The sequence below is a fragment of the Pseudomonas sp. LM13 genome (genome assembly GCF_041381355.1).
GTDB lineage: Bacteria > Pseudomonadota > Gammaproteobacteria > Pseudomonadales > Pseudomonadaceae > Stutzerimonas > Stutzerimonas frequens.
Window position 1 is genome coordinate 1 of record NZ_JACBXH010000050.1, and the last position, 23,998, is coordinate 23,998.

Sequence of the window (23,998 nt, forward strand, 5' to 3'; positions counted from 1 at the left end):
AAGTAGACCAGCCGCACGTCCCGTGAAGGCGTAAACCCGCGAGGGCTCCGCGAGCCCTCATCGGCCCCTCTTCAGCCGGAGCATCATCATGGCGACCACCACGACTGCCTTGCCCAAGGCCCCTGCGAGCAACGCATCACCACAACCTGCCGAGCGCCGCCGGCCGAGGTTGGCCCCGAGCTGGTTCCTGGTCAGCCCTTCGGTCGTGCTGTTGCTGCTGTGGATGCTGGTTCCACTGGCGATGACCCTGTACTTCTCGCTCGTGCGCTACAACCTGCTCTATCCGGGCGAAAAGGATTTCGTCGGGCTGGAGAACTTCCACTACTTCCTGACCGATGCCGGCTTCATCCCGGGCATGACCAACACCCTGATCCTGGTCGGCAGCGTGCTGCTGATCAGCGTGGTACTCGGCGTGCTCATCTCGGCATTGCTGGAGGCAGCGGACTTCGCCGGGCGCGGGATCGTCCGCGTGCTGCTGATCTCGCCGTTCTTCATCATGCCGACCGTCAGCGCCCTGGTCTGGAAGAACCTCATCTATCACCCGGTCTCGGGCATTCTCGCGGCAGTATGGAAGTTCTTCGGCGCACAGCCGGTGGACTGGCTCGCACAGCATCCGCTGGCGTCCATCGTGATCATCGTGTCCTGGCAGTGGCTGCCCTTCGCGATCCTGATCCTGATGACGGCCATGCAGTCCCTCGATCAGGAACAGAAGGAAGCCGCCCGCCTCGATGGTGCCGGCCCCATCGCCATCTTCTGGCACCTGACCTTGCCCCACCTGGCCCGCCCCATCGCCGTGGTGGTGATGATCGAGACCATTTTCCTGCTTTCGGTATTCGCCGAGATCTTCACCACCACCAGCGGTGGTCCCGGCTACGCATCCACCAACCTCGCGTACCTGATCTACAACCAGGCACTGCTGCAGTTCGATGTCGGCATGGCTTCGGCCGGCGGCCTGATCGCGGTGGTGATCGCCAACATCGCGGCGATCATTCTGGTGCGGATGCTCGGCAAGAATCTCACCGAGAAATATTGAGGACAGACCGATGCTGACGCTCAAACAAAGTCGCCGCCTCAACACCCTGGTGGTCGGGCTGTTCGCCTGGGCCGTGGCGCTGCTGCTGTTCTTCCCGATCTTCTGGATGCTGCTGACCAGCCTGAAGACCGAGATCGACGCCTTCGCCACGCCGCCGCAGTTCATCTTCACGCCGACGCTGGAAAACTACCTGCACATCCAGGACCGCAGCGGCTACTTCAAGTACGCCTGGAACTCGGTGACCATTTCCTTCGGCGCGACCGCGCTGGGCATGCTGATCGCCATTCCCGCTGCGTATTCGATGGCCTTCTACGAGACCAAGCGCACCAAGGGCACGCTGCTCTGGATGCTCTCGACCAAGATGCTGCCGCCGGTGGGCGTGCTGGTGCCGATCTACCTGCTGGCCAAGCAGTTCGGCCTGCTCGACAGCCGCGCGGTGCTGATCATCATCTACACGCTGATCAACCTGCCGATCCTGGTGTGGATGATCTACACCTACTTCAAGGACATCCCCCGCGACATCCTCGAAGCGGCCCGCATGGACGGCGCCACGCTGCTGCAGGAGATGCTTCGCGTGCTCCTGCCGATCAGCAAGGGCGGGCTCGCCTCGACCATGTTGCTGTCGCTGATCCTGTGCTGGAACGAAGCCTTCTGGTCGCTGAACCTGACCTCGTCCAACGCCGCGCCGCTGACCGCGCTGATCGCCTCCTACTCCAGCCCCGAAGGCCTGTTCTGGGCCAAGCTCTCGGCTGTCTCCACCCTCGCCTGCGCCCCCATCCTGATCTTCGGCTGGATCAGCCAGAAGCAGCTGGTGCGCGGCCTGTCGTTCGGCGCCGTGAAATGAGCGCCGCCTGACAATCAAGAACAACAGAGGATTCGAACATGGCAGACCTGAAGATCCACAACCTGAAGAAAGGCTTCGACGGCAACGAGATCATCAAGGGCATCGACCTGGACATCCGCGACCGCGAATTCGTCGTCTTCGTCGGCCCCTCCGGCTGTGGCAAGTCCACCCTGCTGCGCCTGATCGCCGGGCTCGAGGAGGTCAGCAGCGGGCGGATCGAACTGGACGGGCGCGACATCACCGATGTCAGCCCGGCCAAGCGCGACCTGGCCATGGTGTTCCAGACCTACGCGCTCTACCCGCACATGACGGTGCGCAAGAACATGTCCTTCGCCCTGGACCTGGCCGGCGCCGACAAGCAGGAAGTGGCGCGCAAGATCGAAGCCGCCGCGCGCACCCTGGAGCTGGAACCGCTGCTCGAACGCAAGCCACGGCAACTGTCCGGCGGCCAGCGCCAGCGCGTCGCCATCGGCCGCGCCATCGTGCGCAACCCCAAGGTGTTTCTCTTCGATGAGCCGCTGTCCAACCTCGATGCCGCGCTGCGCGTGCAGATGCGCCTGGAGCTTTCGCGCCTGCACCAGGAACTGCAGGCCACGATGATCTACGTGACCCATGATCAGGTCGAGGCCATGACCCTGGCCGACAAGGTGGTGGTGCTCAACGGCGGGCGAATCGAGCAGGTCGGCTCGCCCATGGAGCTCTATCACCATCCGGCCAACCTCTTCGTCGCGGGCTTTCTCGGCACGCCGAAGATGGGCTTTCTCAACGGCCGCGCAAGCCGTGTCGAAGCCAGCGGCTGCGAAGTCGAGCTCGACGCCGGTTGTCGCCTGTTCCTGCCGGTGAGCGGCGCCACGCTGAAGGCGGGCGATCCGGTCACCCTCGGCATCCGCCCGGAGCACCTCAACCGTGGCAGCGAAGGCGACTGCCAGTTGAGCGTGAAAGCCGACGTCAGTGAACGGCTGGGCAGCGACACCTATTGCCACGTCGTCACCGGCAACGGCGAGCAGCTGACCATGCGCATTCGTGGCGACTTCACCCCGCGCTACGGCGAGTCGCTGTCGCTGACGCTGGAGGCCGCCCATTGCCACCTCTTCGACAGCAGCGGTCAGGCGGTCGGCCAGCCGCTGCAACAGGCGGCCTGACCGACCCATAGCCACCCGATCCCTGACTTACCGGCAGATCGCTGCGCCCGCAATGGCAGCGATCCCGCCCCCGGCTTTTCCACATTCAAGCCCAGCGAGGCCCAAGATGAAGTTGAAAGAAGCGAATCTGCCACAGCTGCCGGCCCCTATCGCGCGCCCCGACTACCGCCTGGCCGAGGTCACCACCGGCATCGCCCACATCGGCGTAGGTGGTTTTCACCGCGCCCACCAGGCGGCCTACACCGATGCGCTGATGAACACCGGCGAGGGGCTAGAATGGGGCATCTGCGGCATCGGCACACGTGCCGAGGAACGCTCGATGCGCGACGCACTGGCCGCGCAAGACTATCTCTACACCCTGGTCGAGCTCGACGACCGGCCTGACACCAAGGTCCGGGTGATCGGCAGCATTCGCGACATGCTGCTGGTGGGCGAGGATGGGTCCGAGGCGGTGGTTGCCCGCCTGGCCGATCCGGCGATTCGCATCGTCTCGCTGACCATCACCGAGGGCGGCTATTGCCTGGACGACAGCACCGGCGAGTTCAACGCCGCGCTGCCATCTATCCAGCATGACCTGGCCAATCCACGGGCGCCGATCAGCGTCTTCGGCCTGCTCTGCGCGGCGCTCGCCCGGCGCCGGGGCGAAGGCACTGGGCCTTTTACGGTGATGTCCTGCGATAACCTGCCTCACAACGGTGACGTGACCCGCAAGGCAACCCAGGCCTTCGCCAAACTGGTGGATGTCGAGCTGGCCGGCTGGATCGAGCACAACGTCAGCTTCCCCAACGCCATGGTCGACCGGATCACGCCGATGACCAGCGCCGCGCACCGCAAGGACCAAAGGCAGCAGCACGGCATAGACGACGCCTGGCCGGTGGTCTGCGAACCCTTCGTGCAATGGGTGCTGGAAGACAGGTTCGTCGCCGGCCGGCCAGCGTGGGAGAAGGTCGGCGTGCAGTTCACCGACGACGTCACCCCTTATGAGGAGATGAAGATCAAGCTGCTCAACGGCAGCCACCTCGCGCTGACCTACCTGGGCTTCCTGCGCGGTTATCGCTTCGTCCACGAAACCATGGCCGATCCGCTGTTCGTCGAGTACATCCGCCGCTACATGGACGAGGACGTCACTCCGCAACTGGCTCCCGTGCCAGGCATCGATCTCGCCCGCTACAAGCAGACCCTGATCGAGCGCTTCTCCAACTGCGCCATCGCCGACCAGCTGGAGCGGGTGTGCTCCGACGGCTCGTCGAAGTTTCCCAAGTTCAGCGTGCCGACCATCAACCGCCTGATCGTCGATAACGCCGAGCTGGACCGCGCGGCGCTGGTCGTCGCTGCCTGGGCGCTGTACCTCAAAGGCGTCGACGAGAATGGAGATTCGTACAGCATTCCCGACCCGCGCGCCGGGCTCTGTCAATCGCTGGTCGAAGACGATGAAGGTCTCGCCGAACGCCTGCTGGGGCGCGAGGAGATCTTCGGCACGCAGATTCCGTGTTCGCTCGCCTTCCGCGATGCCTTCGAGCGCAACCTGCTGCAACTGCGCACGCTGGGGGTGAGCGGCACCCTTGATCTATTGCTGACACGCTGAGGACAACCCCATGTACCTCGGCATCGACTGCGGCACCCAGGGCACCAAAGCGCTGCTGCTCGACGCCGCCAGCGGGCGCGTGCTGGGCCAGGGCTCGGCGGCGCACACGCTCATCAGCGGCGCCAATGGCCGCCGCGAGCAGGACGTCACGCAATGGACAACCGCGTTCGCCACCGCGACGAGAGCCGCCCTAACCGAGGCCGGAGTAGACGGTCGCGAGGTGCTGGGCATCGGTGTGTCCGGGCAGCAACACGGCCTGGTCACGCTCGACCGCGACGGCCAGGTGCTGCGCCCGGCCAAGCTCTGGTGCGACACGGAATCGGCTGCACAAAACGCCGCGCTGCTCGACTGGCTGGGCGGGGAACAGGGGTCGCTCGAGCGCCTGGGCGTGGTCATCGCGCCGGGCTATACCGTCTCGAAACTCTTGTGGATGAAGGCGCAGCAACCCGCACGCTTCGAGCAGATTGCGCACATCCTGCTGCCGCACGATTACCTGAATCATTGGCTCACCGGGCGCGCCTGCGCCGAGTACGGCGATGCGTCCGGTACCGGCTATTTCAACGTACGAACCCGTGAGTGGGACCTCAGCATCCTGCGCCATATCGACCCGAGCGGTCGGCTGGAGGCGGCACTGCCCGAGCTGATCGCACCGGACAAAGCCGTGGGCCGGCTGCGTCCGGAAATCGCCGGACAGCTCGGGCTGAACCCTGACGCCATCGTATCCAGTGGCGGCGGCGACAACATGATGGGCGCCATCGGCACCGGCAACATCCGCCCCGGCGCCATCACCATGAGCCTGGGCACCTCCGGCACGCTCTATGCCTATTCGGACACGCCGCGCATCAGCCCCCAGCCAGCAGTCGCCACCTTCTGCTCGTCCAGTGGAGGCTGGCTGCCATTGATCTGCACCATGAACCTGACCAACGCTAACGCCGCGATCCGCGACCTGCTGCAGCTCGATCTCGAATCGTTCAACGCACTCGTAGCGCAGGCGCCAATCGGCTGTGACGGCGTCACCCTGCTGCCTTTCCTCAACGGCGAGCGCGTCCCCGCCCTGCCCCAGGCCAGTGCCAGCCTGCACGGCCTGACCACGGAAAACCTCACCCGCGCAAACCTCTGCCGGGCCGTTGTCGAGGGCGTGACCTTCGGCCTGCGCTATGGCCTGGACTTGCTGCGTGAAAGCGGCATCCGCAGCGAGCGCATCCAGCTGATCGGCGGCGGCGCGAAGAATCCACTGTGGCGCCAGATAGTCGCCGACATGATGGAAACCCCGGTGGTCTGTACCACCCACAGCGAAGCGGCGGCGCTGGGCGGCGCGATACAGGCGGCGTGGTGCCATGCACGACAGAGCAACCCCATCGCCAGCCTCGCGGCGCTGTGCGCGCGCTGCGTGCGGGTCGATGAAGGCACAGCGGTCGAGCCGCAGGCGGAATCGGCTCGGGCTTATGAACAGGCCTATCGGCGCTATCGACAGCTGGTCATCGACACCCATGGTCAACAAACGCCGCCGGATCTGCGCACTGTGGCGCCATAAGCGCGCCGGGAGCGGAGGCACCGTTCGCAGGCAGAGCCCGCTCCTAAAAAACGGGCCCTCGTGGCGGCAAGCTTGTTTTAACGACTTCTCGCTATGCCGCACTGATAACAGCGCATAAAAAAAAGCAAAGCCACTCACGTGGCCTTGCTTTCAGCTGTTGCCCGATAGCGGACGGCTTAGCGGCTACGCAGCGCCTCGCGCGGCACGTACTTGCCCAGCTCGTGACGGGCAATGGCCACCCGATGCACCTCGTCCGGGCCATCGGCCAGGCGCAGGGTACGCTGCATCGCCCACCAGTGCGCCAGCGGGAAGTCCTCGGAAACCCCGGCGCCACCGTGGATCTGGATGGCGCGATCGATGACTTTCAGCGCCACGTTGGGTGCGACCACTTTGATCTGCGCGATCTCGCTGGCGGCGATCTTGTTGCCCACGGTGTCCATCATGTACGCCGCGTTCAGCGTCAGCAGGCGCGCCATGTTGATCTCGATGCGGCATTCGGCGATGTGGTCGAAGTTAGCGCCCAGACGCGCCAGCGGCTTGCCGAAGGCGGTGCGGCTGACGGCGCGTTCGCACATCAGCTTCAACGCGCGCTCGGCGACACCGATCGAGCGCATGCAATGGTGGATGCGGCCCGGCCCAAGACGGCCCTGGGCGATCTCGAAGCCGCGGCCTTCACCGAGGATGACGTTCTCGTACGGTACCCGCACGTTTTCCAGCAACACTTCCGCGTGGCCGTGCGGGGCGTCGTCGTAACCGAACACCGGCAACGGCCGCAGCACCTTGACGCCGGGGGTATCCATCGGCACCAGGATCATCGAGTGCTGGGCATGGCGCGGTGCATCCGGGTTGGTCAGGCCCATGAAGATCATGATCTTGCAGCGCGGGTCGCAGGCGCCCGAAGTCCACCACTTGCGCCCGTTGATGACCCACTCGTCACCCTCACGCACCGCGCGGGCCTCCATGTTGGTGGCGTCGGACGAAGCCACGCCCGGCTCGGTCATGCCGAAGGCCGAACGGATTTCGCCGCGCAGCAACGGTTCCAGCCACTCGCGCTTCTGCGCCTCGCTGCCGTAGCGCACCAGCACTTCCATGTTGCCGGTATCCGGCGCCGAGCAGTTGAACGCTTCCGGGCCGAGGCCCGAGCTGCCCATGATTTCCGCCAGCGGTGCGTATTCGGTGTTGGTCAGGCCGGCGCCCAGTTCCGATTCCGGCAGGAACAGATTCCACAGCCCCTCTGCCTTGGCCTTGGCCTTGAGTTCCTCGACGATAGCGGTCGGCTGCCAGCGGTCACCCTCGGCGACCTGCTGGTAGAACACCTTTTCGGCGGGATAGACATGAGCATCCATGAACGCTTGCACGCGCTCTCTCAGCTCTTGAACCTTCGGGGAGTAGGCGAAATTCATGGGCGACAACCTTCTGGCAGGTAATGTTTTGTAGTTTTGAATGCTAGAGGAGGCTTGGTGATTTATCTAAGCTATTTTCCTCGTGTATAAACATTCATCACCGATATATGATCGGCGAATCCGATACACGCCGGAGAGCACAACAATGAACCTGAACAAGGTCGATCTGAATCTATTCATCGTTTTCGACGCCATCTACACCGAAGCGAACCTCACACGTGCCGGGCAGATCGTCGGCATCACCCAGCCCGCCGTTTCCAACGCCCTCGCCCGCTTGCGCGAGACGTTCAACGATCCGCTCTTCGTGCGCACCGCCCAGGGCATGGTGCCGACGCCGATGGCGCAGAACATCATCGGGCCGGTGCGCAATGCGCTGCAGCTGCTGCGGGTATCGGTGCAGGAAAGCCGCACCTTCAGCCCGGCGCAGGCAAACAAGACCTTCCGCATCAGCATGACCGACCTCACCGAGGCGGTGATGCTGCCGCCGCTGTTCCAGCGCCTGCGTCGCCTGGCGCCGAACGTGAAGATCGAGAGCATGCTGGCCAAGCGCCGCGAAACCACCAAGGAACTGGCTGCCGGCCGCCTGGATTTCGCCATGGATGCACCGCTCAATACCGACCCGCAGGTGCGCCACGTCAAACTGCTGGAAGATCGCTACATCTGCGCCATGCGCCGCGGCCACCCGCTGGCCAAGGACAAGCTCACTCTGGAGCAGTACCTGTCGCTGTCGCACATCCATATTTCCAGCCGCCGCAGCGGGCTTGGTCTGGTGGATCTGGCGTTGGGCAAGATGGGCCTGCAGCGCAAGATCGCCCTGCGCTCACAGCACTACCTGATGGCGACCCAGGTGATCGACCAGACCGACATGGCGGTGACCGTTCCCGAGCGTTTCGCCCGGCGCCACAACCTGCATCAGGTCGATCTGCCGGTGGACATCATGCCGCTGGAAACCCACATCTATTGGCATGAAAGCACCGATCAGGACCCGGCCAACCGCTGGATGCGCGAGCAGATGATCGAGATCGCCCAGCAGGTCACCGCGCAGCAGGATCTTTGACGCGCTGGCGGGTGAAAGCCCGCCTCAGGCGCTGTCGCGCATCACCACTTCGAAACCCACATCGATACAACGCTCGGCAGGCTGCTGACCTCGCATCAGGCTCAGCAGCATCTGCGCCGCCAGCTCGCCGATCTCGCCACGCCGGGTGCGCACCGTGCTCAGCGCCGGATGCATCCAGGCCGCGGCCGGCAGGTCGTTGAAACCGGCAATCGCCAAACGCCCCGGCACGTCGAGCCCCAGCTGATGGGCGCGAAACAGCGCCCCGAGGGCCAGGTCGTCGTTGTTGAAGAACACTGCGTCGATCTGCGAGTGCTGCGCCAGCAGCCGATCCAGCAGCTCCGCGCCAAGCCCAATGGACGACAGCTGCGGCGTCAGCAATTCCAGAGTTGGCTCATAGCGACCCGCCTGGCGCATGGCCTGACGGTAGCCTTCGGCGCGTTGCAGGGTCCGAGGGTCGAGCTGCGCGGCGGCGAAGGCGACGTGACGGTAGCCGCGCTCGAGCAAGGTGCGGGTCATGGCCGCGCCAGCTTCCAGTTGCGAGAAGCCTACGCAGTAGTCGTCCGGCCGCTCGCTCAGCTCCATCAGGGTGACCATCGGCGCAGTGTAATTAGCGAGCACCGCACGGGCGGCATCGCTGCGCTCGAACCCGGTGATCAGCAAGCCGGCCGGCTGATGCGCCAGATAGGCACGCAGCAGCCGCTCGTCCTCTTTGGGCCGGTAGTGGCTGACGCCGATCATCATTTCGTAACCCGCCGGCATCAGCACGCGCTGGATAGCCTCGACGGTGTCGACGAACACCGCGTTGGACAGCGAGGGGATGATCACCGCCACCAGATTGGAACGCGAACTGGCCAGGCTGCGCGCCGCCGGATGCGGCACGTAGCCAAGCGCCTTGACCGCCTGCTCGACACGCTCGCGCAGCGCGTCGGAAACCAGATCCGGTTGCGACAGCGCGCGGGATGCCGACATCAGCGAGCAACCGGCGCTGCGCGCGACATCCGAAAGGGTTACCCGCTCGGCAGAGCGGCGTCGGCGTGTGGTCATGCGCGTTCCATTGGTCGAAAGCGGCGGATTCTAGCAGCGGGCATTCCGGGGGCGCCTCCTAAGGTGCGGCCTTTTCCACTTCGGCCTGCACCTGATCGAACAGGTCCTGGCCGACCGCATCGATCACCGTCTGGATCGCCGGCTGCGCCTGCTCACGCATGCGCTGGATCTCATCGGGACTGACCTCGTTGATCTGCATGCCACGTTCCTTCAGCGCCGCCAGCGCCTGGCTGGCCTCGCGACGGGTGTCCTCGCGCTCGGCATCGCGGGCCTTTTCCGCAGCGTCCATGAGGATGCCCTGCTCGGTCGCGGACAGCCCGTCCCACCAGCGCTTGGACACCGTGACGATCCAGGGGCTGTAGACGTGATTAGTCACGCTCAGGTACTTCTGCACCTCATAGAACTTGGACGAGAGGATGGTGTTGTAGGGGTTTTCCTGGCCGTCGACCGCCTTGGTTTCCAGCGCGGTGAACAGTTCGGAGAACGGCAGCGGCACCGCATTGGCGCCCATGCGCTTGAAGGTGTCGATGAACACCGGATTGGGCATCACGCGCAGCTTGATGCCCTCGAAGTCCTCAAGCTTCTCGATCGGCCGGGCGCTGTTGGTCACATTGCGAAAACCGTTCTCCCAATACACCAGTCCGACCAGACCTTTCTCTTCCAGCTTGTCCATGACCTGCCGGCCCACCGGACCGTCCAATACCTGATCAGCCTGGCGCGGATCGGTGAACAGGAACGGCGTATCCCACACCGCCATTTCCTTGCTGATGCCGACCAGCGTCGCGGTCGAGCCGACCATCATCTCCTGCGCGCCGCCGATCAGCGCGTTCTGCATCTGGTCGTCCGAACCGAGGCTGGCGGACGCGAAGGTACGCACCTTCAGCTTGCCGCCCGAAGCCTTGGCCACTTCCTCGGCCAGCAGCTTGGCCGCCCTGCCCTGGTTACTGTCTTCGTTGAGCCCGTAGCCGAAGCGGATCATGCGCGGGCGGATGTCGTCCGCTGCCTGAACCTGACCGAGGCTGAGCGTGCTGCCGAGCAAGGCGGCAGTCAGGGTGCTGATGAGGAGTCGTTTCATGTCGGGATACCTTCTTGTTGTTGGATGTTGGGTTGTTGAGCGCTTGGTTGGACGACCGGCGTTACCGCAGCCAGGCCAGGGGTACGGTGATAATCGAGGGCACGGCGATGAGCAGCCCGACGATGACCAGATAGATAAGGAAGAACGGCATCACGCCACGCACCAGGGTTTCCATGCGCAGCCGGCCGATGCCACCGACCACGTTGAGCACCGTGCCTACCGGTGGTGTGATCAGTCCGATGGAGCCGATCAGCACGAACATCACGCCGAAATACACCGGATCGATGCCGGCCTTGATCGCGATCGGCGCCAGCACCGGACCGAGGATCAGAATGGTCGGGGTCAGGTCCAGCACCATGCCGACAGCGATCATCAGCAGCATGATGGCGACCATCAGCAGCTTCGGGTCCTGCGCCAGCGGACCGAGCATCGCCGCGATCTCGTCGGGCAGCTGGGCCAGGGTGATCATGTACGCCGATACCGTCGCCGCGGCGCAGAGAAACATCACCGACGCCGTGGTGCGGCTGGCACGCGTGAGCACCTCGACCAGCCCGGCCCAGGTCAGTTCGCGATACAGCAGGGTCGAAACGGCCAGAGCATAGACGGCGGCGACCACCGCCGCTTCGGTCGGGGTGAACAGGCCGCCACGCAGCCCGCCAACGATGATCACCGGCAGCATCAGCGCCGCCGCCCCGTCGACTAGCACGCGGCGGCGAACGGCACCGCTGGCCTTTTCCTGCTTCGGTTCGTCGATCCGCCGGGCGATCAGCGTCCAGGCGACGATCAGGCCCATGCCCATGATCAGCCCCGGCACCATGCCGGCGAGAAACAGCTGGCTGATCGACGTGCCGGTCACCACGCCGTAGATCACGAACGGCATCGACGGCGGAATGATCGGGGCGATGATCCCGCCCGCCGCCACCAGGCCCGACGACGAGCTCAGCGGGTAGCCGCGCTCGCGCATCATCGGCAGCAGCAGCGTCGCCAGCGCGGCGGTATCGGCCAGCGCCGAGCCGGACATGCTCGCCAACAGCACCGAAGCGGCAATCGCCACGTAACCCAGGCCGCCACGCTTGTGGCCGAAATAGGCCTGCGCCATGGCGATGATGCGCCGCGAGATGCCGCCGGCATTCATCAGTTCGCCGGCCAGGATGAAAAACGGCACCGCCAGCAGCGGGAAGCTGTCAGCGCCAGCCTGCAGGTTCTGCGCGAGCAGCTGCACGTCCCAGAAATCCAGGTACCACATCAGCACCGAGCCGGTGAGCAGCAGTGCGAAGGCGATGGGCATGCCAAGCGTCATGAAGCCCAGCAACGAAGAGAGGAAGACGACGACGGTCATGAAAGGTCCTCGGTTGGGCAGTGCCCGTATTGTTCTGAATGCGGCATCGCTCAGTCCGCCGTGATGTTCGCGGTGGCTGCCGCCGCTGGCTGGTCGCGCCGCCAGACATTCACCAGCTGCACCAGCGCCAGTACAGCCATGGCCAGCATGCTCGCCGCTACCGGAAGCATTGCCAGGCCCAGCGGGTAACCGACTACCGGGCTGTTGATGGTCCAGCCAAACTGCATCTGGTTCCAGCCACCCCAGGCCGCAAGGCCGCTCGCAGCAGCCACCAGCAGCCAGCTGAGGGAGTCGACGACGCGGCGGAACAGCCGCGGGAAGCGGTCGCGCAGCATGGAGAAGCTCATCAGCTCGCCGCGGCGCATGCTCGAAGCGACGCCGACGAACACCAGCCAGACGAATGCCAGCCGTGACAGTTCCTCGGCACCCGTCCAGCCGGTGCCGAAGGCGTAACGCAGCACCACGCTGGAAAACACCACGATGACCATAAAGGCCATCAGCGCGGCCATCAGCCAGTCGGTCAGGCGGTCGAAACGCTGCGCCAACGCGCCGCTGTAGATCGGCACATTGGTCAGCGGTGGCGCCGTGGTAGCGCTATCAAACGGACGCGCGGAAAGATCGACGCGGGACTCGATCAGTTCATCCAGATCGGCGCCGCGCATCCATTCGACGATTTGCAGCAACACCACGTCGCGGGGCTGACTGGCATCTACGGTCAACACGCCTGGCTCACCCTCGGGCGATTCGAGGGTGGCGAACTGGCTGTCGACCAGGGAGATCGGCATGAAGTGCCCCGGTCGCGCACCGACGCGCTGCACCGCGGTGTCGTAATCGATGGCCAGATGGGCGAAGCGCAGTCCCGGGACGGCACTGCGCAAGAGCTCACGATAGCTGCGCTTGAGCGCCGAGCAGGCCAGGACGAAGCCACTGCCGCTATCGAGCGTGCGCTGCATCTCGCCGACCAGGGCGTGCAGCCATTGCACGCGGTCGGTATCGGACAACGGTGTACCGGCACGCATACGCGCGACGTTTTCCGCAGGGTGAAAGTTATCCGCCTCGATGTGCGGCAGGCCGAGCGCGTCGGCGACGGCGTGGCTGGTATCGGTCTTGCCCGAACCGCTGACGCCCATGACAACCAGGACCGGCAACGCGGTAGCCCGGGAAGGCTGCTTTGAAGGCATGAAGAAATCCGTCGTTGTTGTGCTTGTTTGGCCGGATGTTAGCGCTATCAAACATACAGATAAAACTACCGCTCGTCGCGCCTGACCAGACCCAGTGCCGACAGCGCAACGGCTGGACGATCGACAAGCGCGGCAAGGCGACTACAATCGCGCCCCTCAATGCATGAGGACAGCGACATGCCCAAAGCCATGGCCCGCCACATTCTGGTCAAGACCGAAGCCGAAGCCGCGCAGCTGAAGAAGCGCCTGGCTAACGGCGAGGCGTTCGACGTGCTGGCCCGCAAGTATTCGACCTGCCCGTCCGGCAAGAAAGGCGGCGACCTCGGCGAAGTGCGCCCTGGGCAGATGGTGCGCAGCATCGATCAGGTGATCTTCAAGAAGCCGCTGCGTGAGGTGCATGGCCCGGTAAAGAGCCAGTTCGGCTATCACCTGGTGCAGGTGTTCTACCGCGACTGACTCAGATGCCCGTGGCCGAAGCGCTGCAGCTGCATCTCCCGCAGCCGGCTCAGCGTGCGGCGGAACGGGAACGCCAGATACCCCTCGGTATACAGCTCGTCCAGGGCCACCTCGGCTTCGATATACAGCGGAATCCGCCGGTCGTAGCACTCGTCGACCAGGGCGATGAAGCGTCGCACCGCATCGTCCCGCGCGGAGAGCCGTGGTAGCTGGCGGTCCCCGGCTGCCACCCGCGCCGCCCCATCCTCGGTGCCGCGGGCGATGCGCCCATCGCGCTGCGTGCCACCGAGCCGCGGCACGTCACCGATCAGGATCGCCGTATGGCGATCGCACAGCTCGATGAAGTCCAGCGCCGAGAACGGCTGCTCGCAAAGGTCGGCGAAGCGACACCAGAACACCGATTCGCTACGCCGCACGACGTCGAGCTGCCGACTGCTGAGGGCGAGTGGCTCGGTGCTGACCGCTCCATCGGACAGCGCCTCGAACGTCGCGACCAGGGCGCTGCCGCCGTCGGGCGGGGCGATCCAGTAGCGCTGCAGCGCAGCGCCGGGACGCAGGCGGTGATCAGCGCCACCATCCACATCCACCACCTGCATGTGTTGCACGATGGCGTCGATCGCCGGCAGAAAGCGCTCGCGGTTGAAGCCATCGGCATACAGCTGCTCCGGTGGCTGGTTGGAGGTCGCGACGATCACCACGCCGTGCTCGAAGAGCACCTGGAACAGGCGCCCCAGGATGATCGCGTCGCCGATGTCGCCGACGAACAGCTCGTCGAAGCAGAGCACGCGAATCTCTTGCGAAAGTTCTCTGGCCAGGGCCTGCAACGGATCGGCCGTGCCGTTGAGCTGGAACAGCTGGATATGCACCCAGCGCATGAAATGGTGGAAATGCTGCCGCCGCGACGGAACCGTCAGGCTTGCGTGAAACAGGTCCATCAGCCAGGTCTTGCCGCGCCCGACCGGTCCCCATAGGTAGACGCCAAGCGGCAGCTCCGCACCTGAAAGCAGCGCCTCTTGACAGGCCTGAAGCCGTGCAACGGCGCGCTGTTGAGCCGCATCGGCAACGAAACCGTCTTGTGCGATTGCCTGCTGGTAGCGTTCAAGGGGCGAGTCGGCGTGCATGATCGTCCGGCGCAAAAGCCGCCATGGTAGCGCGCGACCGCTCAGTTGTGCCCATCCTGCAGCAGTCGCTCGGCCTGGGTGCGGAGCTGCTCCAGCAACATCGCCTGCGCCGGTAGCGGCTGCTCGTGAACGCGGGTCAACGCATAGACCGGCACGCTGACGGCGGGCTCGAGCAGACGGGTCTGCACCTCGCCGCCGGTAGCCGCCAGCGCGGTGAACGGATCGACCAGCGCCACGCCCTGCCCCGCGGACACCAGCTGTCGCGCCAGCTGATAGGTCTGTACCCAGGTAACGACGTGCGGCGGCGGATCGAGCTCCTCGATGTGGCCGCGCAACAGGCTGCCCAGCGCATCGCGGGCATCGATGCCGATCAGCGCTTTACTCGCCAAGTCCTGCAGCCGCAGTGGGCTGTGCAGTTCAACCGGCTGCCACCAGCCGGGCGGAGCGATCACGCGCATGCGCCCCTCGGCCAGTAGCTGGCTGCTCAGTCCCGGATGCTCCACCGCCTGTGACGTCAGTCCGAGATCGGCTTCACGCAGCAACAGGGCCTCGACGATCTCCGCCGTGTGCTGCGTGGCGAGCTGACAGACCGTACGTGGAAATCGCTCGCGCCAGGCGCGCAACGCCTGTGGCAGCAGTGCTTGAGCCAAGGCCGGCGTGCAGATCAGGCGCAATGCGCACTCCTCGCCCCGGCCGAGGCTATCTGCAAGCCGCCGCAGATTCTGCAGGTCGATGGCGAGGCGTTCGGTCTGCTGCTGCAACACCCGCGCCTCGGCGGTGGGCTGCAGCTTGCCGCGCACCCGGTCAAATAGCGCAAAGCCCAGTTGTTGCTCGGCATGCTTGAGAATCTTGCTCGCCGCCGGCTGGGAGATATGCAGCAGCTCGGCCGCGGCCGTCAGGCTGCCAGTTTGCAGGATCGCCTGGAACAGTTCGATATGACGCAACCGCATGCATGTCCCCCCTTCAGTCAATCGAGCATAACCGCAGGTTATGGGAACGCTCCATCCTTTCATTGGCCGCCTCGCTAACACGCGGCCTAGGCTGCGCTGAACGAGTCGGAGGAGCAGTTGCATGCGGGTAGCAGTCATCGGCGCAGGCGTTATCGGGCTTGCCACCGCCTATTCACTGGTGCGCCAGGGGCACAATGTCGAGCTGATCGAACGGCGCGACGGTGTCGCTCTGGAAACCAGCTTCGCCAATGGCGGGCAGCTCAGCTATCGCTACGTTTCGCCCCTGGCCGATGCCGGCGTGCCGCTGCAGGCGATTGGCTGGATGCTGCGCGGAGCCGATGCCCCGCTGCGCTTCCGACCGCGGGCGAGCCTGCATCAGTGGCGCTGTTGCCTACGCTTCCTGCTGGCATGCCGACGCTCGGTCAACCGGCGCAACGCGGCTCACTTGCTGCGGCTCGCCCTGCATAGCCAGCAGATCCTGCGCAGCTGGCGCGAGCAGGACCAGCTGGACGGCTTCGCCTGGCGCGCCAACGGCAAGCTCGTGATCTATCGCGATCAGCACAGCTTGCACAAGGGCGCAGCGGCCAGTTGAGCATCCAGGCCGGCCATGTCGGCTTCGTACTGCGCCTGGGCTGCGGCGAGCTGATCCTGCACGGTTTCGAGCAGGCGCTCCTCGGTCGTGAGCTGCTTGCCGTTGACCTTCTCCAACTCGGCAACCAGGTTCGCGGTGCGGCCCTGCTCGCGCTCGAAATCTTCAAGCGAGCCGTACATCGCAGTGTCCATTTGCGATGCAACGTCGAGCGCATCCTGCAGGCCCTCGAAACCAGCCAGAGAGCCGCCCGCCCGCGCCGTGACCAGCGCGCTGTTGAGCGTCATCACCGCCTGCGCACGCAACATCCGCACGGCATCGTCAGATGTGCCGCGCAGGCGCTTGAGTGCCGCATCTAGCGAGTTGGCAATACCTGTCATTCCGGACAGGTTTGACGAGGCCGCTGCGGCCATGTCGTTAAGCGAGCCAACCCGCGCGCTGTAGGCCGCCTGCAGCTCTCGCTGCTGGGCGGCAATGGACCGCTGCAGCGCCGCATAGGCAGAGCCAGCCACGCCAATCAGCGCAGCGCCCTGTTGCTCCAGAATGTCGTAGTACTGGGCAGCCTGGCCACTCAGCTGCATGAGCGTGGAGAACATTTCCTGCCCGGCCTCCGTCGTCAGGTCGATATCCTCGACCATTGCCCGGTAAGCCTCGCGGGATGACGCCAGCTCCACGTCTGCAGACTCGAACGTCCGCTTGATGGAGTCGATGGTGTCTTCGACCTTCTCCGCCTCGCTGAAAAATGCGGCATAGTAGGTCTGAGAGTTGGTCGCCAGCACCTCAAGCCCGCCAGCCGCAGCCGACAGCGCCTCGGCCAGCTTGCCGCCCGCAACGCTCGCGTCGTACATCTCAACGTCGAGATAACGCAGCACCTCGTTCACGCCCGTGAGGTTGCCGACGAATGCCTGCATGCCCGCCAGGTCGAGGTCGAGTCCTGTGGCGAACACGCGGTTGAGTTCAGCCGTCATGGCATCGGCAGCGGAGCCGAACCATTCAGCAATGGCCTGCTGGATTTCCTCCTCGGTTTTGCCCTTGGTGCTAATTTTCTCTCTGGCCAGTTGCAGGCCGTCCAGAGAGCCTTCGTCTAGCGTGTAGCTCAGCGACTCGAACAGTGACGAGACAGTGGCTTCGGTAGAAGCGAACACTTCCTGAAACCGGGCGGCTGTCGCTTCGTCAAGCGCGCTATACCGCGTGCGCTTTTTGTTCGAACTGAACAGGCCGCCCTTTTTCTTCTGGTATTCGTACTGCTGGCCGAGGAAATCGCCATCCGTTACGCTGAATGCTAAGCCGGCATCCTTGGTTTCCCACGCGCCACCGAACAGCTTGGAGCCGAACGCCGCACCCAGAGCGGCGCCGATGACAGTGCCGATACCAGGCAGCACCGACCCCAGGGCTGCGCCCATGGCCGTACCCGACAGCGCACTGGCAGCAGCAGCGCCTGCCATCGTGCCAAGCGTGCCGCCGCCCCAGCCACCGAGGCCGCCGGCAACAGCCCCCTTTACGCCGGAGTTCTGGTATCCCATGTAGGCGCCGGATAGTCCTCCCATGATCGAGCCGAGGCCAGTGGCGGCGCTGCCCCAAGTAGTCGCGGTTGTAGTCGCGCCTGAGGCAGTACCTATAATGTTGCCGCCCTGGCTCACCGTATTGCCGATCAGATCGACAGTTGCGGGCATCGTGTTGGCGCCGAGCTGATAGACACCATCCACCATCGCCCCGGAGGATGACCCACCAAAGAACGAGCTGAGCGCGTTGCTGCCATAGTTCCAGCCGTTGGAGATGGCGCCACTGAAGCCGCCATTGCCCCAGCCCTGCGCGACCGCCTGGCCGAAACCGGAGTTGGCTATGCTGTAGCCGTTCTTGAGCAGGCCGAACACATCCATTCCGCCCGATCCTGCCGAACCGCCGAGCATACTGACTGCCTGCCCAGCGCCCCCACCAATGCCCAGCGCAGCGCCGATCTGCATCACAATCGGCCGGGTAATGGCCATGTGAGCCAGTTCGGCCAGCATCTGCTTGAAGGCGTTGGTCAGCGAGTCGCGGAACGAGCTGAACCCGTCCCCGATGTTGCGCCAGGCGTCGGCGAATGCACCGTCAACGCGGTCTAGCGCGCCTTCGGTCCACTTGGCCCATTCGGAGGTGGCGCGGGTGTTCTCGTCGTACTCCTTGTCAAGCAGCGCAACGCTTTGGGTGTATTCCTCGAACGAAATACGGCCCTTGTCGAGCGCTTCTTTCAGTAGTTCTTTTTCGGCCGTCAGCCGCTTGGTGGCTGCGCGTACCGGGTCCAAACGATCCCGCACAGACTCGAGCTGGTCGTCGAGCTTTTTTAATGCTTCCTTGGCCTTGTCCGACGCTTCATTCTGCTTGTCCCAGATCGGCTTGTTCAGGTCGGTATACAGACCCTGAACGACCTTCTGGTATTGCTCTGTGGTGTAGGTGTTGTTCTTCAGCGCCTCGTCGGCAAGCTCGATGCCTTTTTCGTACTCAGCCTGGGCCTTGGCGGCGGGATCGTATTTGGCGATCAGGGCATCTAGGGCGCTTTTCTGCTCGCGCAGAGATGCCGCGCTCTTGCGCCCCGCCTCGGCGGCAGCCTCTTTGGCGTCCGCCTCTTGTGCTGCGACAAGTAGCGCGGCTTTCTGCGCTTCGGTGAGCTTGCTCAGCTCGCCATGTTCGGTCGCATAGCGCACGCGAGCGACTTCTGACGCCTGACCATGCAGCGCGGTTGTCTGCCGGAGGCTGGCGAGCATCGAGTCGTAGGATTTGTCGAGCTGCTCGGTCGCCTTGCGCTCTTCTTCGGCTGCCTTGATCTCCTGTTGGGCATTTTGGGCGCGCAGGGATATAAACGCCGCGTCCAGGTCGCGCTGCTGAATGGACAGCTGAATGCCCTGGCGCTGCCGCTCTAGCTCTTCCGCGCTCGGCCCCCAATCGAAGACCGAGCCGACATAAATGTTGTTCTTGCGCTGGTTGATGGCCTGCTCTACGTCAGCCAGCTTTTCTTCCAGCGTCTCCGGGCGACCGATATCAAAGGCGGCATCCCACATTTCCCGCCAGCCGGCCTTTAGGCCATTCAGTGCGCGGTCAATGTAGCCGAGGCTCTGCTCAATATCGTCCGAGCGCTCCTTGGCGGCTTTGCCGTATTCCTCCATCGCCAGCTTTGCGGCGCCGAGCTTGTCGCCCTGCTGCTCAAGGGCGGCGATCTGCTTGTACACCGAAGCAGTCAGGTAGTTGTACTGCTGGTTCAGCTTCGCAGAGGCTGCGGCCGGCTCGTCCGCCAGCGCGGCGAACTCTTTGACAGTATCGGCAACGGCCTTGCCGGTGGCTTGCTCCATCGCCATCGCAGCCGCGGCGACGTTGGCGAACTGATCGGAGGCGATCTTGCCGGTTGCGACGATTTCAGCCAGTGCGGCTGCGGCTTGGCGCTGGGTGCCGGAAACCTGATCCAGCGCCGAGGCGGTCTCCATCAAAACATCGACACTGGTCCCGGCAGCGTTGCCGGTCAGGGTCAGGGCGCGATTGAAGGCCAGCGCCTCGCCCTGCCCGCCCTGGTAGGCATAGACAAGCGTGCCGATGGATGCAGCCGCAACGCCAATAGCGGCCGTGAGCGGATTGATTGCGCTGATTGCTGCGCGCGCCGCTGCGCCAATGCCGCCGAACGAGTCGCGCACCTGGCCGCCCTGCTGGATGGCAGCCGTGTTAGCCCGCCACTTGATTAAAGAGTTCATCCGCGAGGCTAAGGGGCAGTCTGCCACTACCGAGCAGCGTACCGCCGTTTAGAGGCACTGAGCAGGGGAAGTTTGTGGGTGAGCTGATTGAGTTGGGGGAGTTTGACGACGAGGAACGGAGGTTCCTGCGGGAGATGGCGAACGGCCTGGGGCAGTCGGTCGAGGACGCAGCAGGGCAAATCCTGAAGATGATCGCCGAGAACCATAAGGCAGTTAGAAGCCGACTGGTAGCAGCAGAAGTAACAGACCTAGCCCTAATCAGGGCAAGGAAGCGAGGGCCTGAAAAGGACCAATAAAAAAGCCACCGGACGAGGGTGGCTTCTTCAACAGCAACAACATACAGGACGAATCATGACAAACGTTATTCAGATTGGCAACACCCAACGGGGGTTCACCCGGATGGACAACAGCATCATGGATGCCTTGATGGCGATCGATCTGCCAGCGCGTGAGCTGAAGGTCGCTCTGTTCGTCGCCAAGACAACCATCAACTTCCAGGCCGGCCCGGTACGCATCACAGCAGCCGCTGTGTCGAAGGCAACCCATATCCACCCGGACGTTGTTTCCAAGGCAATCAGCCGCCTCCTGAAGCGTCGCGTGATCTTCCGTGAGGGCGGTGCGCGTGGCGATATTGGCCTGTGTGATCCGAAAGAATGGGTATTCGTAGAAGGTCCGAATCAGACCAACAGAGCCGACTCGGACCAAAACGACAAGGTCATCTCGATTGCGAGTCAGACCAAAACCGACGACTCCCTTCTTTATTCTAAGAAAGAACCCCTAGTAACTGTTCCTTCGGAACAGATTACTGCCCCCCAAGGGGGCGACATCACCCCGATTGAAAAAACCTCTGGGGTTTCGTTCAACGGCGAAGACTTCGAAGTCAGCTCTGACCTGATCACCAAGTGGGCGAAATCTGCCGGAGTGGTTCCCTGACAAGGTGACCGAACAGCAGATGGCCATGATACTCGGCACAACCGATCGAGCCCTAGAAGGCAGGCGAAGCCGGAACCAGATTCCCGAGGGCGTCTGGAATCGCATCAATGGACGAATCTACTACAGCCGATCAAGGTACGAAGAATGGCAAGAAAGCCTATGGCACTGCCCACCGGAGTTGAGCTACGCAACAATACGATCCGCATCCGATTTAGCTGGAACGGAAAGCGATGCTCAGAAACCCTCGCCCTCCCCCCGACGCAAGCGGGCATTGCCGCTGCATCCCGTCTACGCGATCAAGTAGTCCAGCAGATCAAGCACGGCATCTTCGACGAGCGTAAGTATGCCGAGCTCTTCCCCGGCTCGCCGAACGCCGTATCAAGCGTTTCGCGCGGGTTCGGGCAGTACGCCCAGGTCTGGCTCGACAGCCGATCGATCTCGGAAGGCACGCGCGACAACTACAAGTCAGTGCTCAATGTCTGGTGGATGCCGTACCTGGCCACAACTCCCCTTCCCAACCTGACGACCGCCTTCATGCGCGAGCTCGTCGTTCAAATCCCATGGACCTCGGACGGCGTGAAGGCCAACGCCATGAACAAGCTGAGCACCATTCTTGAGTCAGCGGTTTCGGACAGGCTGATTGCAGAGAACCCGATCCAGGCGCTGGACATCCCGACGCGGACGGAGGCGAAGGTCGACCCGTTTACGCAGGATGAGTCGGACAGGATCATTGCGAGGCTTTACGAAACGGAGCATTGGCCAAGCCAGATATACGCGGCGTTCTTTGAGTTCGCCTTCTATACCGGCATGCGGTTAGGAGAGATCGCCGCCCTTCGCTGGGAAGAGGTCGATTTGAAGAGGCGTACGGTCCACGTCTGCAGGTCCGTAGCAAAGAAGAAGGTCGTCGAGCGGACGAAGACCAAGAAGGATAGGTTTGTCCTGCTGAATGACCGGGCGGTTCATGCCCTTCTGTTCGCCAAGCAGTACGCCGAGCGGCGCGCGGCCGGCTCCGGTAGGCTGACTGACTTCCCGTTCTGCTTTCCGCCGAGCAAGAGCTCTCAGTTCATCCAGCAGACGAGTGACCTGCATCACCAGTGGCGCCCGACGCTAAAGGCGCTGGGTATTCGCTACCGGCCCCCGTACAATGCGCGCCACACCTACGCAACCATGTGCCTGATGGCCGGAATGACACCGGCATTCATCGCCAAGCAGCTCGGCCATTCGATACAGATTTTGCTGTCTCGGTATGCCCGCTGGATCGACGGCGAAGGCGATTGGGCCGAGATGCGCAAATTACAGTTTGCCCCAAAAGTGCCCCAAGCGTAGCACCACACCTCTGAAACCCGCGAGATAAAGCCTCTTGATTTCTACCGCCAACATCACCATGCAGTTCGGTGCCAAGCCGCTGTTCGAAAACGTTTCCGTCAAGTTCGGCGGTGGCAACCGCTACGGTCTCATCGGCGCCAATGGCTGCGGCAAGTCGACCTTCATGAAGATCCTCGGTGGCGAGCTGGAGCCATCGGCCGGCCAGGTGATGCTCGAGCCCAACGTGCGTCTGGGCAAGCTGCGCCAGGATCAGTTCGCCTATGAAGACTTCAGCGTGATCGACACGGTGATCATGGGTCACACCGAGCTGTGGAAGGTGAAGGCCGAGCGCGACCGCATCTACTCGCTGCCGGAAATGAGCGAGGAAGACGGCATGGCGGTCGCCGAGCTGGAGGTGCAATTCGCCGAGTTCGACGGCTACACCGCCGAATCGCGCGCCGGCGAGCTGCTGCTCGGCCTCGGCATCCCGCTCGATCAGCATTTCGGCCCGATGAGTGCCGTGGCGCCCGGCTGGAAGCTGCGCGTACTGCTGGCCCAGGCGCTGTTCTCCGACCCGGAAGTGCTGTTGCTGGACGAACCGACCAACCACCTGGACATCAACACCATCCGCTGGCTGGAAGCGATTCTCACGGCGCGCAACAGCACCATGATCATCATTTCCCACGACCGCCACTTCCTGAACTCGGTGTGCACCCACATGGCCGATCTGGATTACGGCGAGCTACGCCTGTTCCCGGGCAACTACGACGAATACATGACCGCCGCGACCCAGGCCCGTGAACGCCTGCTCTCGGACAACGCCAAGAAGAAGGCGCAGATCGCCGAACTGCAGACCTTCGTCAGCCGCTTCTCGGCCAACGCCTCCAAGGCCAAGCAGGCCACCAGCCGCGCGAAGCTGATCGACAAGATCCAGCTCGACGAAGTGAAGCCGTCCAGTCGCGTCAGCCCGTTCATCCGTTTCGAGCAGTACAAGAAGCTGCATCGCCAGGCGGTCACCCTGGAGCGCATCAGTCAGGGCTATGACGGCACGCCACTGTTCCAGAACCTGAATCTGCAGGTCGAGGCCGGCGAGCGCGTGGCCATCATCGGTCCGAACGGCATCGGCAAGACCACCCTGCTGCGTACTCTGGTCGGTGAATTGCCACCCATGTCCGGTGAAGTGAAATGGACCGAAAGTGCCGACGTGGGCTATTTCGCCCAAGACCACGCCGAGGACTTCGAGGACGACGTCACCCTCTTCGACTGGATGGGCCAGTGGACCCAGGGTGGCGAGCAACTGGTGCGCGGCACGTTGGGCCGCATGCTGTTCTCCAACGACGAGATAAAGAAATCGGTCAAGGTGATCTCCGGTGGCGAACAGGGCCGCATGCTGTTCGGCAAGCTGATCCTGAAGAAGCCCAACGTGCTGGTGATGGACGAACCAACCAACCACCTGGACATGGAATCCATTGAGGCACTCAACCTGGCACTCGAGAACTACCCGGGCACGCTGATCTTCGTCAGCCACGACCGCGAGTTCGTCAGCTCCCTGGCCACGCGCATCATCGAATTGTCGGAGAACGGCGTGACCGACTTCAGCGGCAGCTACGACGACTATCTGCGCAGCCAGGGCGTGCTTGTTTGAAACCGCCTCGCGCATGAAAAAAAAAGCCCCGCATCCGCGCGAG

Annotated in this window: 18 protein-coding genes and 1 pseudogene; 11 read left to right on the forward strand and 8 right to left on the reverse strand. The window is 63.7% G+C overall.

Annotated elements, in window-relative coordinates:
* Positions 1–88 precede the first annotated feature (88 nt).
* The 5 genes from HZR81_RS21095 to xylB all read left to right on the forward strand — a co-directional run bounded on the left by HZR81_RS21095 (position 89) and on the right by xylB (position 6,138).
* A complete protein-coding gene (locus tag HZR81_RS21095) occupies positions 89–1,033 on the forward strand; it encodes a carbohydrate ABC transporter permease (protein WP_079328669.1) in 945 nt (314 codons plus the stop codon).
* Between the two features lie 10 nt (positions 1,034–1,043).
* A complete protein-coding gene (locus HZR81_RS21100) occupies positions 1,044–1,877 on the forward strand; it encodes a carbohydrate ABC transporter permease (RefSeq protein WP_011913322.1) in 834 nt (277 codons plus the stop codon).
* Positions 1,878–1,915: 38 nt separating this feature from the next.
* Positions 1,916–3,019, forward strand: coding sequence for an ABC transporter ATP-binding protein (locus HZR81_RS21105; protein WP_500129185.1), 1,104 nt, complete (start codon positions 1,916–1,918; stop codon positions 3,017–3,019).
* A 106-nt stretch (positions 3,020–3,125) separates the two neighbouring features.
* A complete protein-coding gene (locus HZR81_RS21110) occupies positions 3,126–4,604 on the forward strand; it encodes a mannitol dehydrogenase family protein (protein ID WP_500129186.1) in 1,479 nt (492 codons plus the stop codon).
* A gap of 10 nt (positions 4,605–4,614) precedes the next feature.
* A complete protein-coding gene (gene xylB / locus HZR81_RS21115; RefSeq protein WP_500129187.1) occupies positions 4,615–6,138 on the forward strand; it encodes a xylulokinase in 1,524 nt (507 codons plus the stop codon).
* Between the two features lie 176 nt (positions 6,139–6,314).
* Here the strand turns inward: xylB and HZR81_RS21120 are convergent, their stop codons facing one another.
* Positions 6,315–7,541: an acyl-CoA dehydrogenase gene (locus HZR81_RS21120; RefSeq protein WP_013982861.1), complete on the reverse strand. Its 1,227-nt coding sequence runs from the start codon at positions 7,539–7,541 to the stop codon at positions 6,315–6,317.
* Between the two features lie 145 nt (positions 7,542–7,686).
* Here HZR81_RS21120 and HZR81_RS21125 point away from each other — a divergent pair, with 145 nt between their 5' ends.
* Positions 7,687–8,598, forward strand: coding sequence for a LysR family transcriptional regulator (locus HZR81_RS21125; RefSeq protein WP_011913327.1), 912 nt, complete (start codon positions 7,687–7,689; stop codon positions 8,596–8,598).
* Positions 8,599–8,622: 24 nt separating this feature from the next.
* Here the strand turns inward: HZR81_RS21125 and gntR are convergent, their stop codons facing one another.
* From gntR to HZR81_RS21145, 4 genes are all read right to left on the reverse strand, one after another.
* On the reverse strand, positions 8,623–9,642 hold the full coding sequence (gene gntR, locus HZR81_RS21130) for an HTH-type transcriptional regulator GntR (RefSeq protein WP_500129188.1): 1,020 nt from the start codon (positions 9,640–9,642) through the stop codon (positions 8,623–8,625).
* A gap of 58 nt (positions 9,643–9,700) precedes the next feature.
* Positions 9,701–10,717, reverse strand: a complete 1,017-nt coding sequence (locus HZR81_RS21135) for a TRAP transporter substrate-binding protein (RefSeq protein WP_500129189.1) — start codon at positions 10,715–10,717, stop codon at positions 9,701–9,703.
* 61 nt (positions 10,718–10,778) lie between these two features.
* A complete protein-coding gene (locus tag HZR81_RS21140) occupies positions 10,779–12,056 on the reverse strand; it encodes a TRAP transporter large permease (protein WP_500129190.1) in 1,278 nt (425 codons plus the stop codon).
* Positions 12,057–12,106: 50 nt separating this feature from the next.
* On the reverse strand, positions 12,107–13,186 hold the full coding sequence (locus HZR81_RS21145; protein ID WP_500129196.1) for a gluconokinase, GntK/IdnK-type: 1,080 nt from the start codon (positions 13,184–13,186) through the stop codon (positions 12,107–12,109).
* A gap of 228 nt (positions 13,187–13,414) precedes the next feature.
* On the opposite strand from HZR81_RS21145, the gene HZR81_RS21150 reads away from it, so the two are divergent.
* On the forward strand, positions 13,415–13,693 hold the full coding sequence (locus tag HZR81_RS21150; RefSeq protein ID WP_011913333.1) for a peptidylprolyl isomerase: 279 nt from the start codon (positions 13,415–13,417) through the stop codon (positions 13,691–13,693).
* Here the strand turns inward: HZR81_RS21150 and zapE are convergent.
* Positions 13,681–14,814: a cell division protein ZapE gene (gene zapE, locus HZR81_RS21155; RefSeq protein WP_500129191.1), complete on the reverse strand. Its 1,134-nt coding sequence runs from the start codon at positions 14,812–14,814 to the stop codon at positions 13,681–13,683. The two genes, HZR81_RS21150 and zapE, sit on opposite strands and share 13 nt — an antisense overlap.
* 41 nt (positions 14,815–14,855) lie before the next feature.
* Positions 14,856–15,764 carry a LysR family transcriptional regulator gene (locus tag HZR81_RS21160; protein WP_500129192.1) on the reverse strand — a complete coding sequence of 303 codons (909 nt, stop codon included), beginning with the start codon at positions 15,762–15,764 and terminating at the stop codon, positions 14,856–14,858.
* A gap of 121 nt (positions 15,765–15,885) precedes the next feature.
* On the opposite strand from HZR81_RS21160, the pseudogene HZR81_RS21165 reads away from it, so the two are divergent.
* Positions 15,886–16,347, forward strand: a pseudogene (locus HZR81_RS21165) (FAD-dependent oxidoreductase); the annotation flags it as partial.
* On the opposite strand, the gene HZR81_RS21170 reads toward HZR81_RS21165, so the two are convergent.
* Positions 16,320–20,072 carry a phage tail length tape measure family protein gene (locus tag HZR81_RS21170; RefSeq protein WP_500129193.1) on the reverse strand — a complete coding sequence of 1,251 codons (3,753 nt, stop codon included), beginning with the start codon at positions 20,070–20,072 and terminating at the stop codon, positions 16,320–16,322. The pseudogene HZR81_RS21165 and the gene HZR81_RS21170 overlap by 28 nt on opposite strands.
* Before the next feature lie 351 nt (positions 20,073–20,423).
* On the opposite strand from HZR81_RS21170, the gene HZR81_RS21175 reads away from it, so the two are divergent.
* The 3 genes from HZR81_RS21175 to HZR81_RS21185 all read left to right on the forward strand — a co-directional run bounded on the left by HZR81_RS21175 (position 20,424) and on the right by HZR81_RS21185 (position 23,955).
* Positions 20,424–21,005: a replication protein gene (locus tag HZR81_RS21175; RefSeq protein WP_500129194.1), complete on the forward strand. Its 582-nt coding sequence runs from the start codon at positions 20,424–20,426 to the stop codon at positions 21,003–21,005.
* A 159-nt stretch (positions 21,006–21,164) separates the two neighbouring features.
* Positions 21,165–22,331, forward strand: coding sequence for a tyrosine-type recombinase/integrase (locus HZR81_RS21180; RefSeq protein WP_500129195.1), 1,167 nt, complete (start codon positions 21,165–21,167; stop codon positions 22,329–22,331).
* A 34-nt stretch (positions 22,332–22,365) separates the two neighbouring features.
* Positions 22,366–23,955 (forward strand): ABC-F family ATPase, encoded by a 1,590-nt coding sequence (locus HZR81_RS21185; protein ID WP_063540590.1) that lies wholly within the window; start codon positions 22,366–22,368, stop codon positions 23,953–23,955.
* The last annotated feature ends 43 nt before the right edge of the window (positions 23,956–23,998 follow it).